The organism is Luteimonas sp. TWI662, from assembly GCF_039673825.1.
Lineage (GTDB): Bacteria > Pseudomonadota > Gammaproteobacteria > Xanthomonadales > Xanthomonadaceae > Luteimonas.
This window is the reverse complement of the sequence record NZ_JBDJMI010000015.1, coordinates 1-16,314: the sequence shown is the minus strand read 5'-3', so window position 1 is coordinate 16,314 and position 16,314 is coordinate 1. Positions and strand designations below refer to the sequence as shown.

Annotated in this window: 14 protein-coding genes; 7 read left to right on the top strand and 7 right to left on the bottom strand. The window is 70.7% G+C overall.

Translation table 11 applies throughout. From position 1 onward, the window contains the following. The first annotated feature begins 477 nt into the window (after nt 1-477). Both mnmG and ABE488_RS11445 read left to right on the top strand, forming a co-directional pair. Complete coding sequence (gene mnmG, locus ABE488_RS11450) at nt 478-2,376, top strand: tRNA uridine-5-carboxymethylaminomethyl(34) synthesis enzyme MnmG (protein ID WP_346448465.1); 1,899 nt, start codon at nt 478-480, stop codon at nt 2,374-2,376. 723 nt (nt 2,377-3,099) lie between these two features. Further along, nucleotides 3,100-3,906, top strand: a complete 807-nt coding sequence (locus ABE488_RS11445) for a rhomboid family intramembrane serine protease (RefSeq protein WP_346446298.1) — start codon at nt 3,100-3,102, stop codon at nt 3,904-3,906. Between the two features lie 22 nt (nt 3,907-3,928). Here ABE488_RS11445 and ABE488_RS11440 read toward each other — a convergent pair whose 3' ends face one another. Together ABE488_RS11440 and ABE488_RS11435 are read right to left on the bottom strand one after the other, a co-directional pair. After that, the gene (locus ABE488_RS11440; protein ID WP_346448463.1) at nt 3,929-4,255 is read right to left on the bottom strand and encodes a helix-turn-helix transcriptional regulator; all 327 of its coding nucleotides are present in this window, start codon (nt 4,253-4,255) and stop codon (nt 3,929-3,931) included. Further along, nucleotides 4,236-5,531, bottom strand: coding sequence for a HipA domain-containing protein (locus tag ABE488_RS11435; protein WP_346448462.1), 1,296 nt, complete (start codon nt 5,529-5,531; stop codon nt 4,236-4,238). Before ABE488_RS11435 ends, ABE488_RS11440 begins: the two co-directional genes overlap by 20 nt. Before the next feature lie 358 nt (nt 5,532-5,889). On the opposite strand from ABE488_RS11435, the gene ABE488_RS11430 reads away from it, so the two are divergent. Both ABE488_RS11430 and ABE488_RS11425 read left to right on the top strand, forming a co-directional pair. Then, nucleotides 5,890-6,504: a hypothetical protein gene (locus tag ABE488_RS11430; RefSeq protein ID WP_346448460.1), complete on the top strand. Its 615-nt coding sequence runs from the start codon at nt 5,890-5,892 to the stop codon at nt 6,502-6,504. Nucleotides 6,505-6,547: 43 nt separating this feature from the next. Continuing rightward, entirely contained in the window at nt 6,548-7,147 is a 600-nt protein-coding gene (locus ABE488_RS11425; protein WP_346448459.1) for a hypothetical protein, read from the top strand. 3 nt (nt 7,148-7,150) lie between these two features. Here the strand turns inward: ABE488_RS11425 and ABE488_RS11420 are convergent, their stop codons facing one another. Together ABE488_RS11420 and ABE488_RS11415 are read right to left on the bottom strand one after the other, a co-directional pair. Further along, nucleotides 7,151-8,608: a glycine betaine ABC transporter substrate-binding protein gene (locus ABE488_RS11420; protein WP_346448554.1), complete on the bottom strand. Its 1,458-nt coding sequence runs from the start codon at nt 8,606-8,608 to the stop codon at nt 7,151-7,153. Between the two features lie 23 nt (nt 8,609-8,631). After that, entirely contained in the window at nt 8,632-9,372 is a 741-nt protein-coding gene (locus ABE488_RS11415; RefSeq protein ID WP_346444502.1) for an ABC transporter ATP-binding protein, read from the bottom strand. Nucleotides 9,373-9,462: 90 nt separating this feature from the next. Here ABE488_RS11415 and ABE488_RS11410 point away from each other — a divergent pair, with 90 nt between their 5' ends. Next, a complete protein-coding gene (locus ABE488_RS11410) occupies nt 9,463-11,136 on the top strand; it encodes a M28 family peptidase (protein ID WP_346448457.1) in 1,674 nt (557 codons plus the stop codon). A 69-nt stretch (nt 11,137-11,205) separates the two neighbouring features. Here ABE488_RS11410 and ABE488_RS11405 read toward each other — a convergent pair whose 3' ends face one another. The 3 genes from ABE488_RS11405 to ABE488_RS11395 all read right to left on the bottom strand — a co-directional run bounded on the left by ABE488_RS11405 (nt 11,206) and on the right by ABE488_RS11395 (nt 13,971). After that, a complete protein-coding gene (locus ABE488_RS11405; RefSeq protein WP_346448455.1) occupies nt 11,206-12,357 on the bottom strand; it encodes a HAMP domain-containing sensor histidine kinase in 1,152 nt (383 codons plus the stop codon). A 118-nt stretch (nt 12,358-12,475) separates the two neighbouring features. Then, complete coding sequence (locus tag ABE488_RS11400) at nt 12,476-13,018, bottom strand: pseudouridine synthase (protein WP_346444497.1); 543 nt, start codon at nt 13,016-13,018, stop codon at nt 12,476-12,478. A 101-nt stretch (nt 13,019-13,119) separates the two neighbouring features. Continuing rightward, the gene (locus tag ABE488_RS11395) at nt 13,120-13,971 is read right to left on the bottom strand and encodes a methyltransferase (RefSeq protein WP_346448453.1); all 852 of its coding nucleotides are present in this window, start codon (nt 13,969-13,971) and stop codon (nt 13,120-13,122) included. Nucleotides 13,972-14,138: 167 nt separating this feature from the next. Here ABE488_RS11395 and ABE488_RS11390 point away from each other — a divergent pair, with 167 nt between their 5' ends. Together ABE488_RS11390 and ABE488_RS11385 are read left to right on the top strand one after the other, a co-directional pair. Next, the gene (locus ABE488_RS11390) at nt 14,139-15,089 is read left to right on the top strand and encodes an aldo/keto reductase (protein ID WP_346448451.1); all 951 of its coding nucleotides are present in this window, start codon (nt 14,139-14,141) and stop codon (nt 15,087-15,089) included. Between the two features lie 75 nt (nt 15,090-15,164). Further along, a complete protein-coding gene (locus ABE488_RS11385; protein WP_346444493.1) occupies nt 15,165-16,190 on the top strand; it encodes an NADP-dependent oxidoreductase in 1,026 nt (341 codons plus the stop codon). The last annotated feature ends 124 nt before the right edge of the window (nt 16,191-16,314 follow it).

The window sequence follows — 16,314 nt, the reverse complement described above, 5'->3', positions numbered from 1 at the left end:
AGCGACTCTGACCCCGGTTTTCCCGGTCCTCCCGGTTTTGCTGCGCTTGGCGGCTTTCGTGAACTCCGGCCCATTCCGGGAAGTCGGCCCGCATTGGGGCTTGCGCCTTTGGCATTCCCGGGCGAAGCTTGGCCCCGCCTGACCGATTGCGTCGGTTTGCGACGAAAAGGTCATACGACTGTCGATGCCCGGCGGGGGACTCTCGGATCCCCCCTGTTCCGCCCTCCGCCGGGCGTCGGCTCTTCGCTCTGCCGCGCACGATGCGTGTGTAGCGCGACGAGCCAATGAAAAAGGGGCCGGATGTCCCCCGACATCCGGCCCCGCGCTTCCCCGGGACGTGCATGGCCGGCCCTGTTCCAATCTCCAGCCGCGCCCCCCTTTCAGACGCTCGCCGTCCCGGGTGCAGTTCTAACGTACGCAGAAATCGTGCCAAGCACCGGCTCGCCGGCGCCGGCCGACCTGCCGGATAATCCGTCGATGCCCAACGACTTCCATAGCTACGACGTCATCGTCGTCGGCGGCGGCCACGCCGGCACCGAAGCGGCGCTCGCGTCCGCGCGTGCCGGCGCCCGCACCCTGCTGCTGACCCACAACGTCGAGACCATCGGCGTGATGAGCTGCAACCCAGCGATCGGCGGCATCGGCAAGGGCCACCTGGTGCGCGAGATCGACGCCCTGGGCGGGGTCATGGCCCGCGCCGCCGACGCTGCCGGCATCCAGTGGCGGCGGCTCAACGCCTCCAAGGGTCCGGCGGTGCGCGCCACCCGCTGCCAGGCCGACCGCAATCTCTACCGTGCGTTCGTGCGTCGGGCCGTCGAGACGCAGCCGAACCTGACGATCTTCCAGTCGGCCGTCGACGACCTCGTCATCGAGGGCGACGCGGTCCGCGGTGCCATCACCCAGACCGGCCTGCGCTTCGACGCGCCGGCCGTGGTGCTGACGGCCGGCACGTTTCTTGGCGGTCGCATCCATGTCGGCGAAGCCCAGTCGGCGGGCGGGCGTGCGGGCGATCCGCCGGCGACCACGCTCGCCCAGCGCCTGCGCGAGCGCCCGTTCGTCGTCGATCGGCTCAAGACCGGCACCCCGCCGCGCATCGACGGCCGCACGCTCGACTACGACGCGATGGCGATCCAGCCCGGCGACGATCCGCGCCCGGTGTTCTCGTTCCTCGGCTCGCAGGCCGACCACCCGCGCCAGGTGCCGTGCTGGATCACCCGCACCACCGAGCGCACTCACCAAATCATCCGCGGCGCGCTGCATCGCTCGCCGATGTTCTCGGGCCAGATCGAAGGCATCGGACCGCGCTACTGCCCGTCGATCGAGGACAAGGTGGTGCGCTTCGCCGACAAGGACAGCCACCAGATCTTCGTCGAGCCCGAGGGCCTGGACGTCGCCGAGATCTATCCCAACGGCATTTCGACGTCCTTGCCGTTCGACGTGCAGTTGGCGCTGGTGCGCAGCATCGTCGGCTTCGAGCAGGCGCACATCACCCGCGCCGGCTACGCGATCGAGTACGACTTCTTCGACCCGCGCGGGCTGCGGGCGTCGCTGGAAACGCGCGCGGTGGCGGGGCTGTTCTTCGCCGGGCAGATCAACGGCACCACCGGCTATGAAGAAGCCGCCGCGCAGGGCCTGATTGCCGGCGTCAACGCCGCGCGCCAGGTGCGGGGCCTCGATGCCTGGACCCCGCGCCGCGACCAGGCCTACATCGGCGTGCTGATCGACGACCTGATCACCCACGGCACGAAGGAGCCGTACCGCATGTTCACCAGCCGCGCCGAGTACCGGCTGCAGCTGCGCGAGGACAATGCCGACCTGCGCCTGACCGGCATCGGCCGCGAGCTGGGCGTGGTGGACGATGCGCGCATGCGACGCTTCGACGCCCGGCGCGAGGGGCTCGAGCGCGAGACCGCGCGCCTGCGCGGGCTGTGGGCATCGCCGCACAACGCGTTGGGCCGGGCCGCCGTCGAGACGTTGGGCATCGAGCTGCGCCGGGAGAGCAACGCGATCGACCTGCTGCGCCGCCCCGGGCTCGATTACCCGACGCTGATGCGCGTGGCGGGCATCGGGCCCGGCGTGATGGATGCGCAGATCGCCGAGCAGGTGGAGATCGAGGCGACGTACTCCGGCTATCTGGAGCGCCAGCGCGTGGAGATCGAACGTCAACAGCGTCAGGAAGGCACGGCGATCCCGGACGGCTTCGACTATGCGGGTGTGCGTGGGCTGTCGGCGGAGATCGTGCAGAAGCTCGGCCAGGTGCGGCCGTTGACTGTCGGTCAGGCCCAGCGCATCCCGGGCATGACCCCAGCGGCGATCTCGCTGCTGCTGGTGCACCTCGAACGCGCGCGGCGCGGGCGCGTGGCCGGCGCAGCGTAACGGCGCGCGCGCGTCACCTGGGGGGAGGTCGACGCCGCAGGCATCGGGTGAGGCTGGGCTTGCCGCGAACAGCGCCCCCACCCCAGCCCTCCCCCGCGATGCGGGGGAGGGAGATAAGCCGCGCGACTCGCGCGCGTAGCGCGGACGCGCCACTTCCTTCGCAGCGCAGACGGGGCCACCTCCTCCGCAGCGCGGGGGAGGTCGACGCCGCAGGCGTTGGGTGGGGTTGGGCTTGCCGTGAACAGCGCCCCCACCCCAGCCCTCCCCCGCGATGCGAGGGAGGGAGATAAGCCGCGCGATTCGCGCGCGTAGCGCGGACGCGCCACTTCCTTCGCAGCGCAGACGGGGCCACTTCCTCTGCAGCGCGGGGAGGTCGACGCCGCAGGCGTCGGGTGGGGGCTGGGCTTGCCGCGAACAGCGCCCCCACCCCAGCCCTCCCCCGCAATGCGGGGGAGGGAGATAAGCCGCGCGATTCGCGCGCGTAGCGCGGACGCGCCACTTCCTTCGCAGCGCAGACGGGACCACTTCCTCCGCAGCGCGGGGGAGGTCGACGCCGCAGGCGTCGGGAGGGGGCACGGGCCTGGCGCGAGCAAGCATCCAGCGCGCTCGCGGCGTCGTCTCCGCTCCGCTGCCGCGCGCTCGTCGGACGCGGCCTCTGTCGCGATCGCTTCCATCGCTTGCGTTCTCGCGATCTGTCGCCACCTTGGAGCGATGCATCTGGACATGCCCGAAGCGCCCGAGGATTCGCCCGCCCAGCGCGCGCGCGACCGGCAGCGGCTGTCGCGCGCGCTGCAGGCCAGCATCGGCTTCGTGCTGCTGCTGGTCATCGCCTTCGGCATCCAGGCAATGGCCGACTGGCGCGCGCTGGCGGTGCGCCCCGGCGAATGGGCCGGCCTCATGGGCCTGCTCGGTGCGCCGCTGCTGCACGGCTCGCCGGGCCACCTGATCGCCAACGCCAGCGCGCTGCTGGTGCTCGGCACGCTGGCGCTCGCGGTGTATCCCAAGGCCACGCTGCGCGGGCTGCCGCTGATGTGGCTGGGCTCGGGGCTGGGCGCCTGGCTGCTCGGCGATCCGGGGTCGCACCACCTGGGCGCCAGCGGCGTGACCCACGGCCTGATGTTCCTCATCTTCGTGCTCGGCCTGCTGCGCCGCGACCGGCCGTCGGTCGCCGCCGGCATGATCGCCTTCCTGTTCTACGGCGGCATGTTGCTGACGATCCTGCCGCAGGAGCCGGGCGTGTCGTGGCAGTCGCACCTGGGCGGCGCACTGGGTGGCGTGCTGGCGGCGTTCTGGTTCCGCCGTGCCGACCCGCAGCCGCCGCGCCGCCGCTACAGCTGGGAGATCGAGGAGGCGGAGGCCGAACGCGCTGCGTGCCTGCAGGCCGAAACGCTGGAGCCGCCAGCCCCGCACGATGTGCCGGTGCTGTGGCAGCGCCCGCCGGCCGATGACACGCGCGGCGTCGTGCTGCCGTTCCCGGCGCGCCCCCGGGCGCGCGACCTTGACGACGACACGCCGCCCGCGTCGCGTTAGGCGCGCCCCGTTCTGCCAGCGCTCAACGATCGTTGTCGCGCGCGTCTTCGTGTTCGAGCCAATGGGCGGTCGTTTTGGGATCCGCATGCACGAAGGCGACGCGAAGCCCGAAGAGATGTCCGATGCTTTCGAGCGTCTCGACCGTCGGGTTTCCTTTACCGCTCTCGATACGCTTGAGCGTCAGTAGACTCATGCCGCGATGTTTGGCGAACTGCACCTGGGTCAATCCGCTGATCTTGCGCATGCGCTTGACGGCTTGCGCAAGGTCGAGACGACCGTAGGCAATGTCGACCGCCAGCGCGTCTCTGAGCAGGCGGACCGTCTGGCTGTCAGGGCGTCGGCGTTGCATGGGCAATGGCCTGAAGCTTGGTGATCTGAAATCCGATCGCGGTCTCGCACGCCTCGACGATATCCGCATCGGCATCTCGCATGCGCAGTTCCTGGGCGAGTTTCGGCAGGTGTTCCTCGCCGAAGGTCTTGAGCGCGATGGCGACTTTCACTTTGACGTCGTCGTGCAGCGCCAATCGCTCCAGGATCACGTTCCAATCGTCGGTGATCCTGCCCTCGGGCAGACGCCAGTCGCAGGTGCGGGTGATCAGCTCGCGATCGAGATACATCGGGCCGATGTCGTACAGCGGGGTCAGTTGCACGGTCCCGTCCGGACATTGCTGCACGGAGGTGTTGCGCACGTGGTTGTCCGGGTTGCGCAGCGCCCGGTTGAGGACGTCCCGGCACAGGAATTCCGCGACGGCCTGGGCCGGATTCGACGCCATGTCCGCCAATCGTTCGGTGAGCGCAAAGAGCGATGCGTTGCGGCCGAAGCCCGGTAACCCGGCCAGTGCCGACAGCGTCTCCTGATGGAGACGATGGACGACACCATCGGGGCCGACCTGTCGGTCGAACCGGCGAAGGAACAGCATGCCGTCCTTGAAGACGGGCGTGTCGATCGTACGCAGGCCACAGGCGCCAACGGCCTGCAGATAGATGGATTCGTGGCGAAGAATCCGCTGATCGCTCGGGTCCCGGCCTCGCGGCAGCTTGATGATCCAGTGCTCACGTGCCCGCGCATCGGGCAGCGCTGCATCGGGATACCAACGCCCTTCTTCGTCCTGAGTCAGCAGAAACTTCGGGGCCACGCCCTGCACGCCGGGTGTGCCGGCCGCAAGCATGTTGTGCAACGCGAGCTGCGCAAGAAATGCATCGGTTCGTTCGCTGATGTCTCGCGTCGTGAAGCCCTCCGCCGGAGCGCCGCCGGTCTGACGCTGGTAGAACTCGACGGCGGTGTCGAGACGAAGACGTCCAATGGGCGCAAAGGCGCCGTGTTGGGCCAGGAAAAAATCCTGTGTGGCGTCCTGGGCCGAAACCCCCAGCAGGCCGGCCAGGTGCTCGCGGCCGCGCCCTTGCGGCACCAGATCCCACAGGAAGGCCAGAGGCGTCTGCGAAGCGCCCGACCAGGTGTGGATCTCCATACTGACCGGGAGCGAAAGCGCCACGGGCGGCGCGTGCTCAAGGTGGCCGAAGACATAGTCGGGCAGGTACTCAAAGCGCACGGCGCGTTCGTTCACCGCGATACGGGCAGCGCAGTGCCATGTGCCGTTGATATAGAGCTCGATGGCGCTGTCCATCGGTCGATAATGGTCTATCAAAGTAGACATTTCAAGCTAGTTTGGCAGTAAATGGAACATCTAAGTAGTCCAAATTGCTCAATGGTGCGCCTTGATGTGGCGTCATAGCCTCGACCAGCCTTTCCGCCCAGCTCGCGCCTGACCGGCCAGTTGTCGACTGCGCATGGGGTCGCACCGGTAGATCGCGCCAGGTGTCGTACCCGGGCGCCTCGAAGGGACGCGGCGCCACACCCAGCGCGCGTCCGCCCCCCGACCCGCTATGGGTGCCAGCCCGAGTGCGCTGCCGAGCCCTCGCGGCGGACAGCGTCCTCAGGTGCTCGCGTTACCATGCGCGACGCCTCGAAACAGGACATCACCGATGCAGGATGCATCTGCGGACAATCTGTACGCGCCCCCCACCGCGGACGTGGCGCCGATGCCGGCCACCGCCGCCGACGCGCAACCGTTCTACGTCGTCTCGGCGACGAAGTTCTGCGTGCTGTTCTTCGTCACCTTCGGCCTCTACGTCCTGTACTGGTTCTACGTCCACTGGCGCCGGTGGGGACGCGCCCACAACGAGACCGTGTGGCCGGTGGCGCGCGCGCTGTTCTCGATCTTCTTTGCCCATGCGCTGGCCCGGCGCATCGATCAGCGCCTGCGCGCGCTCGGCATCGTGCGCGCCTGGTCGCCGGCGCTGGCGGCGACCGTTTACGTCGTGTGTCAGATCGGCAGCACGGTGACCTCGCTATTGGCCGATGGCGGGATCGGCGTGCCGATCACCGATTACATCTCGCTGCTGGCGCTGGTGCCGATCGCGCTGTCGATGTTGGCGATGCAGCGCGCCGCGAATGCCGCCTGCGGCGATCCCGACGGCGCGGGCAACCGGCGCTTCACCTGGGCCAACGGGGCGTGGATCGTGATCTTCGGCCTGATCTGGGCCTTGGCCGGCGCGGCGATCCTGCTGCCGGCCTTCGTCGTGGATCTGTCGCAATGAACCCGATGCTGCGCGCGACGCGCGCCGGCGGCGGCTGACCGGCATGCACGCGCCGGACGATCCGTTCGCCCCGCCGCAGTCCGACGTGCGCGCACCCGCAGTGACGGGCGATGCGTTCTACGTGGTCTCGCCGCTGAAACTGGTGGTGCTCTACGTCGCGACGTTCGGGCTCTACCAGATGTACTGGTTCTACCGGCACTGGAGCCGCTGGCAGGCCGTGCATCGCGTCAAGCTGCGCCCGGTCGTGCGCGCGTTGTTCGCGTGGCTGACCGTGCATGCGCTGGCGCGTCGGATCGACGAGGCGCTGCGCGCGTCGGGCAGTGCGCGGCGCTGGTGGCCGATGGCGGTGGCGAGTGTGTTTGCGCTGTGCGAGGCGGTGTCCTGGGGCACCGCGTTCGTCGGTCCGTCGGTGGCCGAGCGCTGGCCGGCGACGACGCCGTGGATGGACTGGTCGGGGATCGCGCTGATGCCGCTGGCCTGCGCCAGCCTGGTCCGGCTGCAACTGGCCGCCAACGCCGCCTGCGGCGACCCGCAGGCGCTGCGCAACCGGCGCTTCACGCTCTACAACCTGCTCTGGATCGTGGGCGGCGTGTCGGTGGTCGCGATCGCGACTGTCATCGTCTTCCGCCTGCGCGCGGGTTGAGGCTCAGCGCCGCGCGGCCAGCCGCAGGCCGCGCGGCACCAGCGCGCGCTCGGCCAGTTCGAACACGCCCTGCACCGCCAGTGCCAGCAACGCAGCGGGCACCGCGCCTTCGAGGATCAAGCCCAGGTCGTCGAGCCGGATGCCGGTGAGGATCGGCTGGCCGTAGCCGCCCGCGCCGATCAGGGCACCGAGCGTCGCGGTGCCGACATTGATCACCGCCGCGGTCTTGATGCCGGCCAGGATCGTCGGCAAGGCCAGCGGCAGTTCCACCCGCAGCAGCCGGGTCGCCGGTGGCAGCCCGATCGCCGCCGCGGTCTCGCGCAACTCGCGCGCGATGCCGGTCAGTCCGGCGTGCGTGTTGCGCACGATTGGCAGCAGGCTGTAGAGGAACAGCGCGGCGATCGCCGGCCCCGCGCCGATGCCAAACAGCGGGATCATGAACACGAACACCGCCAGCGACGGCAGCGTCTGCAGCACGCCGGTCAGTGCCAGCACGCCCTGGCCCAGCCGCGGCCGCCGCGCGGCGACCACGCCCAGCGGCAGTGCGACCAGTAGCGCCGCGCCCAGCGAGATGCCGACCAGCGCCAGATGCTCGCCGGTGCGCTGGGCGATGCGCGCCACGCGGCCGTCGCCCGCGCTCGGCGCAACCCCGAGCCAGTCGGCCGCGACCATCGCCTCGCGCACGCCGTCGAGCTTCACCCGCGCATTGAGCCGTTGCATCGTCGCCGCATCGATCCGACCTTCCAGCCCGCGCAGCGCGGCCAGCACCGCCGGTGCGCGCGTGCCCAGGTCCGCCCGGTACAGATAGACCGCGGCATACGACGGAAAGTAGTCGCGGTCGTCGTCGAGCACGACCAGGTCGTAGTGCGGAATCTCGGCGTCGGTCGCGTACAGGTCGGTGGCGTCGATCGCCCCGCTGGCCAGCGCCCGATACGCAAGATCATGGTCGAGCCCATCGGGGCGTTGGGGCAGCGCGTAGGCGGTGCGCAGCCCCGGCCAGCCGTCGCCGCGCGACATGAACTCGTTGCTCAGGCCCAGCCGCAACTGCGGGTGCCCGGCCAGGTCCGACAGCCGCGCAATCCCCAATTGCGCGGCCTGCTGCCGGCGCATGCCGATCGCGTAGCTGTTGTCGAACCCCAGCGGCGCGGTCATCGCCAGTCCGCGTTCGGCCAGCGCGGCGTCCAATTCGGCGCGCTGCGCACGCGGCATGCGCAGCAGTTCGTCGGCCAGCGTGCCGGTGTACTCGGCGTAGGCGTCGATCTCGCCTTCGAGCAGCGCGCGCCACAGGATCCGGCTCCCGCCGAGCTGACGGCGATGGGTGACCTCGGCGCCGGCCTGCCGCGCCGCCAGCGTGGCGATCTCGCCCAGCACGACGCCTTCGGTGAAGTTCTTCGAGCCGATCGTGGCGGCCTGCGCGGCGGCCACGATCGGCAGCAACAGACCGACCAGCAGTGCCAGCATCGCGAACAGCGTGCGCCGCGCGCTCACCGTGCCGCCTCGTCGACGCTGCGCTGGGCGCGCATGAAGGCCTGCACGAAATCGTCCGCGGGCGCGTCGAGCAATGCGCGCGGCGGGCCCTGCTGCACGATGCGGCCGGCACGCAGCAGCACCACCGTGTCGGCGAACCACACCGCCTCGGCGATGTCGTGGGTCACCAGCACCACGGTCTTGCCCAGGCGCGCGAACAGCGCGCGCATCTGCGCCTGCAGGTCGTGGCGCACGATCGGGTCGAGCGCGCCCAGCGGTTCGTCGAGCAGCAGCACGTCGGGATCGAGCATCAGCGCACGGATCAGCCCCACACGCTGGCGCTGCCCGCCCGACAGCTCCGCCGGATAGCGTCGCAGCGCATCGGCCGGCAGCTGGCACAGCGCGGCGAGCTCGGTCATGCGCGCCTCGATCCGCGCCCGCGACCAGCCCAGCGTGCGCGCCAGCAGTGCGACGTTGCCGGCGGCATCGAGATGCGGGAACAGCCCGCCCTCCTGGATCACGTAGCCGATCCGTCGGCGCAGCGCCGGCAACGTGTCGCGGCGCAGCGGCGCGCCGTCGAAACGCACCTCGCCCGCATCGGGCCATTCCAGGCCGACGAGCATCCGCAGCAGCGTCGACTTGCCCGCGCCGCTGGGCCCGATCAGCGCGGTGGTCGCGCCGGGCGCGATCTGCAGGTCGACGCCGTCGAGCGCGGTGGTCGCGCCGTAGCGCCGGTGTACCTGATCGAGGTCGTACATCGCGGCAGGCTAGCAAGCCCGATGTGCAGGCCTCGCGGCCGCGCCGGCGGCCTGTGCTACGGTCCGGCCTCGCCCGCTCGGACCCGTGTCATGCCCCGTTTCGCGCTGCTCGTCTGCCTGCTCGCACTGCTGCCCGGCTGCGGACGCGAGCCGGCCCCGGCCTCGGCCGAGGCGATGCCCGCCACCGCCGCGGTCGCCAACGACACGCCGGCCGGCCAGCGCATCGAGGCCGACGTGCGCATCCTGGCCGACGACCGCATGGAAGGCCGCTTCACCGGCAGCGCGGGCTATGCGCGGGCTGCCGAGCATGTCGCCGCGCGCTTTGCCCAGATTGGCCTGGAACCGGCGGGAGACGACGGTGGTTGGCAGCAACGCGTGCCGTTGCTGCGCGCCAGCGTCGAGCGCGACGGTGCGCGGCTCGAGGTCGAGCGCAGCGGGCGGCGCATCGCGCTGCGGCCGTTCGAGCAGTTCCTGCCGCTGCCCGATTTCGCCGCGCCGCGCAGCGAAGCCAGCGCGCCGGCGGTCTTCGTCGGCCAGGCGATCGACGCCCCCGAGCTCGACCACGACGACTTTCGCGGCGTCGACCTGCGCGGGCGCATCGCAGTCGCATTCGGCGGCGCGCCCGCCCGCTTCCCGGGCACCCAGGCCGCGCATTACGGCAGCCTGCGCAGCAAGGTCGAGGCGGTCGCCGCCCACGGCGCGATCGCGCTGGTGCTGGTGCACACCGCCGCCGACGAGGCCGGCACGCCCTGGGCGCGCACGCTCGAGCGCGGGCTGCAGCCGGCGATGCGCTTGCGCGGCGACGACGGCCGCGCCTTCGACGACGGCCCGCCACTGCGTGCGATGGCGGTGGTGTCCGCGGCCGCCGCCGACCTGGTGTTCGCCGACGGCCCGCGCACCGCGGCCGAACTGGCCGACGCCGCGCGCGCCGGCACCGCGACGCCGTTCGCATTGCCCGGCACGCTGACCTTGGCCGCGCGCACGCGCATCGACACGCGCGAGGGCCACAACGTCGTCGGTCGGCTGCCGGGCCGCGATCCGGCGCTGGCCGGCGAGAGCGTCGTACACACCGCGCACCTCGATCACCTGGGAGCCAGCGCGGACGGCGAGGGCATCCACAACGGCGCGCTCGACAACGCACTGGGGGTTGCGATCATGCTCGAGGCCGCGCACGAACTGGCGCACAACGGCCGGCCGCCACGGCGCTCGACCGTGTTCGCCGCGGTGACCGGTGAGGAGCAGGGCCTGCTTGGCGCCACCTGGCTGGCGCGCCGACCGCCGCCGGCTGCCGGCCGTGCGGTCGCCAATCTCAACATCGACATGCCGATCCTCACCGCGCCCACGCGCGACATCGTGGCCATCGGCGTCGAGCATTCGAGCCTGAAGGCAGCGGCCGAGCGCGCGGCGGCGGAGGTCGGCGTCACGCTGTCGCCCGATCCGTTCCCGGAGGAGGCGACGTTCGTGCGCAGCGACCAGTACGCCTTCGTGCGCGCCGGCGTGCCGGCGCTGTACCTCGACGGCGGCGTCACGTCGGCCAGTGCGGGCCAGGACCCGCGGGTCGCGGCGACCTGGTTCCTGCGCAACTGCTATCACCGGCCCTGCGACAACGTCGACCTGCCGATCCAGTACGGCGATGCCGCCCGCCTGGCGCGGGTGAGCGCCGCGATCACGCGCCTGATCGGCGACGACGACACGCCGCCGCGGTGGAACGAGGGCGATGTGTTCGGTACGCGTTTTGCGACATCGCGTGGGGATGAAAAATGAACAAAACCGGGGTCAGAGTGCAATTTCGCAAGGCGAAATTGCACTCTGACCCCGGTTTGTGCGAGGGCCTCAGCCGCGCGTGCGCGACGGCGCGTCGTCGTTGGCGGCGCTCGGCAGCGCGCGCTCGGCGGCGACTTCGGGTAGCTCGATGATGAAGCGCGCACCGCCGCCTTCGCGGTCCTCGTACCACAGCTGCCCGCCGAGGTTGACGATGATCTGCTTGGCCAGCGATAGCCCCAACCCGCTGGAGCGCCCGTCGTCCTTGCCCGCGTGGGCCAGCCGCTGGAACGGCCGGAACAGCGCGTGCTGCAGGTCGCGGGCGATGCCCGGCCCGCGGTCTTCGATCAACAGTTGCCAGAACCCCGGACCGCCGCCGCGCAGCGAGATGTCGACGCTGCTCGAGGGCGCGTACTTGATCGCGTTGGTGATCAGGTTCTCGGCCACCTGGCGCAGCACCAGCGTATCGACCGCGACCATCGGCGAGGCCGACGGCAGCCGGGTCTGCAAGGACACCCCGCGGTCCTCGAACTGCAGCGCGTAGCGGTCGACCAGCCAGTCGACGACCTCGCGCAGTGCGGTGGCACTGTCGGCCGCCTCACCCTTGCGCGAGGTGTCCTGGGTCTCGAGGTAACGCCGGATGTAGCCCAGCGCGTCCTCGGCGCTGTCGTGGATCATCCGGTGGTAGCGCGGCACGCGCTCGGGCTTGGTTTCGCCCTTGAGCAGCATGTCGCTGGCGAACCAGATGCTCGACAACGGGTTCTTCAGGTCGTGCGCGACCAGGTTCACCAGCTCCTGGCGTTCGCGGGCGATGCGCTCGAGCCGGTCGCGGGTCTGCTTCAGGCCGACGTGGGCATTCACGCGCGCCAACAGTTCCTCGGGCATGAACGGCTTGGTGACGTAGTCCACCGCGCCGGCATCGAATGCGCGCAACAACAGGTCGCGGTCCTGGGCGACGGTCAGAAACACCACCGGCAGCCGCAGCAACTCGGGGATCTGCTTGATCTCGCCCAGCAGCGCGAAGCCGTCCATGTTCGGCATCAGCATGTCAAGCAGCAGCAGGTCCGGACGCAGGTCCGACAGCAGCGCCAGCGCTTCGGCCCCATCGGCCGCGGTCGTCACCTCGTAGCCGTGACGGCTCAGCAACGAACTGACCACGCGCAGGTTCGCCGGCTGATCGTCGACCACCAGGATGCGGCCGCTGACGGGACTGGAGTACGGCATGGAGCTCCGTGGAAAAGCCTGGCGGGTCGGGGACGCGTGCAAGTTCACGCCGAAAACGACCCAGACGTTAACAGAAATGCAGGTGACGTGATGGGCGCCGGTACAGGGGCGGCGTCGTTCAGCCCGCTTCCGCTCGCCATCCGCCCGGAGGCAGCTCGGCCAGTTGCCAGGGACCGATCGCGACGCGCACCAGCCGCAGCGTCGGCAGCCCGACCGCAGCGGTCATCCGACGGACCTGGCGGTTTCGTCCCTCGCGGATCGTCAACTCCAGCCAGGCGTCGGGCACGGACTTGCGGAAGCGCACCGGCGGATCGCGCGGCCACAGTGCGGGCGGTGGATCGAGCAAGGCCACCTGCGCCGGCCGGGTGGGCCCGTCCTTGAGCGTCACGCCGTCGCGCAGCGCCTGCAGTTGCGCGGCCGTCGGCGCGCCTTCGACCTGCACCCGGTAGGTCTTGGGCAGCTTGTGCCGCGGGTCGGTGATCCGGTGCGCCAGCGGCCCGTCGTCGGTCAACAGCAGCAGACCTTCGCTGTCGTGGTCCAGCCTCCCGGCCGGATACACCCCGGCCGGCAACCCGAACCCGGCCAGCGTCGCCCGCGGCGGCACGCTGCGGTCGGTGAACTGGCACAGCACGTTGAAAGGCTTGTTGAAGGCGATCAGCATGGAAACGAAGGGTCGGAACTTGGGCGGGGGCACGGCAGGCGGACGGCGGGACGCGCGGCTACGCATCCCTAATGTCAATGCCGAGCCTCAATCCCGGTCGATCAGGGCTTCACGAAGCGCAGCGTCATCCGGTCGCTTTCGCCGATCGCCGTATAGCGGGCCGCATCGCCCGGCTCGTGGCGGTTGGTCGGAGGCAGGGTCCACACGCCGTCGGGATGGTCGCGGGTGTCGCGCGGGTTGGCGTTGATCTCGCTGCTGCCGTCGACCCGGAAGCCGGCCGCCTGGGCCAGCGCGATGACCTGCGCCTGGCCGACGTAGCCGCTGCGGTCGTCGGTGGGCACATCGCCGGCCGCGCGATGCTCGACCACACCCAGCACGCCGCCGGGGCGCAATACATCGAAGAACGCCTTGAACATGCCCTCGGCCTGGCCGCTGCTGCGCCAGTTGTGGACGTTGCGGAACGTCAGCACGACGTCGGCCGAGCCGGACGGCCCCAGCTGCGGCGCCGCCGGGTCGTAGCTCACGATCTGCGCCCGGTCGAAGTGCGCCGGATCACGCGCGAAGCGTGCCTGCAGGCCGTCGCGCTGGGCCTGCTGGTAGTCGCGCCCGCGGCCGGCGGGCACCGCCGCCGGGTCGACCATCGCCGCGACATAGCGGCCGCTGCCGCGCAGGTACGGCGCCAGGATCTCGCTGTACCAGGCGCCGCTGCCGGGCGTGATCTCGATCACGGTCTGGCCCGGACGGACACCGAAAAACTGCAGCGTCTCGCGCGGGTGGCGGGCGCCATCGCGCGCGGCGTTCTCGGGCGTGCGCCCGTCGCCGGCGATCGCCGCGTCCAAGCGCGCCACGTTGGCGGCGTCGAGGTCGGCCGAGGTATCGGCCCGGATCTGCGCACCGCCGCAGGCAGTCAGCGCGAGCAGGACGGCGGCGCACAACGACAAGCTGCGTTGCATGGGTGGAACTCCGGTGGACAGGTGCCGCCAGCGTGCCACAAGCCGCGCCGCTGCGGGCCCGCACGGTCCGGACACACGTGGCCGGAACACTGCTTTGCAGCGCATGGACGCGCACGTCGCCGCGCGCTGCCTATGCTGGCAACCTCTTCTCTGGATGAAATTCGACCATGGCCGAACGCGAACTCGGACAGTCCGGACTGCGCATTTCGCCGCTGGCGTTCGGCGGCAATGTGTTCGGCTGGAGCGCGGACGAGGCGACCTCGTTCGCATTGCTCGACGAATGCGTCGCGCTGGGGATCGACCTGATCGACACCGCCGACGTCTACTCCGCTTGGGCCGAGGGTAACGCCGGCGGCGAATCGGAAACGCTGATCGGCAAGTGGCTGCAGCGCAGCGGCAAACGCCAGGCGGTGACCATCGCGACCAAGGTCGCCAAGTGGGCGCAGCGCCCGGGCCTGTCGCCGGCCAACATCCAGGCCGCGTGCGACGACTCGCTGCGCCGGCTCGGCACCGACGTCATCGACCTCTACCAGGCCCACGAGGACGACCCCACGGTGCCGCTGGAGGACACCCTCGGCGCGTTCTCGCGGCTGATCGAGCAGGGCAAGGTGCGCGCGATCGGCGCCTCGAACTACACCGCGCCGCGTCTGGCCGAAGCGCTGGCGATCTCGCGCCGGCACGGGCTGCCGCGCTACGAGACGCTGCAACCGCAGTACAACCTGGTCGATCGCGCCGGCTACGAGCGCGAGCTCGAGCCGCTGGTGCGCGAGCACGGCCTGGGCGTGATCAGCTACTACGCATTGGCCAGCGGCTTCCTCAGCGGCAAGTACCGCAGCGAGGCCGACGCCGCCAAGTCCAGCGCGCGCGGCGTGCAGGTGGTCCAGCAGTACCTCAACCCGCGCGGCAAGCGCATCCTCGGCGCGCTCGACGATGTCGCCTGCCGCCATGCGGCGACCGTCGCCCAGGTCGCCCTGGCTTGGCTGATCGCGCGCCCTGGCATCACCGCACCGATCGTCAGCGCCACCAGCCTCGCGCAACTGCGCGAACTGGCGGCCGCGCGCACGTTGCTGCTGTCCAAGGCCGACATCGCTGCACTCGACGGCGCCAGCGCCGGCTGAGCCGTTCCATCGTCTCGACGGGGCATACCGCCCCGATGCGGTATGACACCCCCTTCCATCCAGAGGTATGCGCCGATGAAGCCCACCACCACCACCCGCATCGTTCTGGCCGCGCGCCCCGAAGGCGCGCCGACCGCTGCCAACTTCCGCATCGAGCAGGCCCCACTGCCGGCCCCGCGCAACGGCCAGGTGCTGCTGCGCAACCGCTGGCTCTCGCTCGACCCCTACATGCGTGGCCGCATGAATGCCGGCCGCTCCTATGTCGCCCCGATCGAAGTCGGCGAGGTCATGGATGGCGGCACCGTCTCGGAAGTGGTCGAGTCGCTGCATCCGGCCTGGTCGCCCGGCGACCTGGTGCTCGCGCACGCCGGCTGGCAGACCCATGCCGTGGTCGACGGCGAGGGCCTGCGCCGCAAGATCGACCGGGACGGCCCGGCGCCGTCGCTGGCGCTGGGCGTCTACGGCATGCCGGGCTTCACCGCCTACGCCGGCCTGCGCGAGATCGGCAAGCCGGCGAATGGTGAGACCCTGGTCGTGGCCGCAGCCAGCGGCCCGGTCGGTGCAACCGTCGGGCAGATCGCCAAGCTCCAGGGCGCCCGCGTGGTCGGCATCGCCGGTGGCCCCGACAAGGTCGCGCATGTGCGCGACGACCTGGGCTTCGACGTCGCCCTCGACCACCGCGCCGACGACTTCGCCGCGCAGTTGCAGGCGGCGTGCCCGGACGGCATCGACGTCTACTTCGAGAACGTGGGCGGCAAGGTGCTCGACGCCGTGCTGCCGCTGCTCAACGACTTCGCCCGCGTGCCGGTCTGCGGCCTCGTGGCGCACTACAACGACAGCACGCCACCGCCCGGCCCCGATCGCCTTTCGCAGTTGATGAGCCTGATCCTGTCGCGACACCTGACCGTGCGCGGCTTCGTCCAGCGCGATTTCATCGCGTTGTACCCGGAGTTTCTGCGCGAGATGGGCGGCTGGCTGCGCGACGGTCGCATCCGCTGGCGCGAGGACGTCGTCGACGGCCTGGAGAACGCGCCCGACGCCTTCATCGGCATGCTCGAAGGCCGCAACTTCGGCAAGCTCGTCGTGAAGCTCACCGACTGAGGCTGCGTCTGACCGCCCCCACGCGCGCCGAAGTTCCCCCCGCGCGCGCGAGGTGGGGCCAATGACAGCCCCATTCCGAGCAGCGGCCTGCGCTTTTCTCCCTCCCCCGCCTGCGGGGGAGGGC

Coding starts and splice junctions, on each gene's coding strand:
- ABE488_RS11385 (WP_346444493.1), top strand. CDS start 15,165: ATGAAGCCCACCACCACCACCCGCATCGTTCTGGCCGCGCGCCCCGAA.
- ABE488_RS11400 (WP_346444497.1), bottom strand. CDS start 13,018: ATGCTGATCGCCTTCAACAAGCCTTTCAACGTGCTGTGCCAGTTCACC.
- ABE488_RS11420 (WP_346448554.1), bottom strand. CDS start 8,608: ATGCTGGCACTGCTGGTCGGTCTGTTGCTGCCGATCGTGGCCGCCGCG.
- ABE488_RS11410 (WP_346448457.1), top strand. CDS start 9,463: ATGCCCCGTTTCGCGCTGCTCGTCTGCCTGCTCGCACTGCTGCCCGGC.
- ABE488_RS11430 (WP_346448460.1), top strand. CDS start 5,890: ATGCAGGATGCATCTGCGGACAATCTGTACGCGCCCCCCACCGCGGAC.
- ABE488_RS11425 (WP_346448459.1), top strand. CDS start 6,548: ATGCACGCGCCGGACGATCCGTTCGCCCCGCCGCAGTCCGACGTGCGC.
- ABE488_RS11445 (WP_346446298.1), top strand. CDS start 3,100: ATGCCCGAAGCGCCCGAGGATTCGCCCGCCCAGCGCGCGCGCGACCGG.
- ABE488_RS11405 (WP_346448455.1), bottom strand. CDS start 12,357: ATGCCGTACTCCAGTCCCGTCAGCGGCCGCATCCTGGTGGTCGACGAT.
- ABE488_RS11415 (WP_346444502.1), bottom strand. CDS start 9,372: ATGTACGACCTCGATCAGGTACACCGGCGCTACGGCGCGACCACCGCG.
- ABE488_RS11395 (WP_346448453.1), bottom strand. CDS start 13,971: ATGCAACGCAGCTTGTCGTTGTGCGCCGCCGTCCTGCTCGCGCTGACT.
- ABE488_RS11390 (WP_346448451.1), top strand. CDS start 14,139: ATGGCCGAACGCGAACTCGGACAGTCCGGACTGCGCATTTCGCCGCTG.
- mnmG (WP_346448465.1), top strand. CDS start 478: ATGCCCAACGACTTCCATAGCTACGACGTCATCGTCGTCGGCGGCGGC.
- ABE488_RS11435 (WP_346448462.1), bottom strand. CDS start 5,531: ATGGACAGCGCCATCGAGCTCTATATCAACGGCACATGGCACTGCGCT.
- ABE488_RS11440 (WP_346448463.1), bottom strand. CDS start 4,255: ATGCAACGCCGACGCCCTGACAGCCAGACGGTCCGCCTGCTCAGAGAC.